Source organism: Acinetobacter sp. HA (assembly GCF_000264725.1).
Taxonomy (GTDB): Bacteria; Pseudomonadota; Gammaproteobacteria; order Pseudomonadales; family Moraxellaceae; genus Acinetobacter; species Acinetobacter schindleri.
Genome location: NZ_AJXD01000081.1, coordinates 1 through 655, shown reverse-complemented (window position 1 = coordinate 655; position 655 = coordinate 1). Strand labels below are relative to the sequence as shown.

Genomic DNA, 655 nt, shown 5'->3' with positions numbered 1-655 from the left:
AAAATGGTGAATTATCAAGAGATCATGATGGTCTTATAGACTTATCGGAACTTATTAGAGTTTATGGCAATCCAATCAGTGTTCAGTCCAGTACACGCACTGAACAAGTTCAGAAGGATGTACAGGTACACGTTCAATCTGAAGTTGAAAATGTATTAAAAGATCAGATTTCTTTACTCAAAAATCAGTTAGATTTAGCAAATCAAAGAGAAAAGTCTTTGATGCAACATATTGAAGATCTTACTCACAGAATTGAGTTTAAAGGCACCTTAGAACAGCTAAAACAAGAAAATATTAATCAGCTAAATGAATCTACTAATTCGAATATAGCAACAGATCCTCGGTCACAGGATGAATCAAACTATGACGGATTGACTACTCCTGAGAACAAACGGATCCCTATCCCTGAACATATTGAACCTGAACCTAAAAAAAGGGGCTTCCTGAGCCGTTTCTTCCTTCCTTATGGTTAGCCAGCACTCCACTTTTTTGATGAGCCAATTTCATTGCCAGCAATGAAATAATGACTCCTCAAAAAACCGGATGATGTTTATTAAAACTGAATAAAATCGTGGAACATTGCTTATTTATTAAGCGTGGAACACTAAAAAAGATAAAAAAAAGCCCGAACAGGGATGTTCGGGCTATCAACTAG

General features: G+C 36.0%; 1 protein-coding gene. It reads left to right on the top strand.

Going from position 1 to position 655, the window contains the following annotated elements; translation table 11 throughout:
- A partial coding sequence (locus tag HADU_RS11520; RefSeq protein ID WP_008306658.1) for a plasmid replication DNA-binding protein occupies positions 1-473 on the top strand: 473 nt, incomplete at its 5' end.
- Between the last annotated feature and the right edge of the window lie 182 nt (positions 474-655).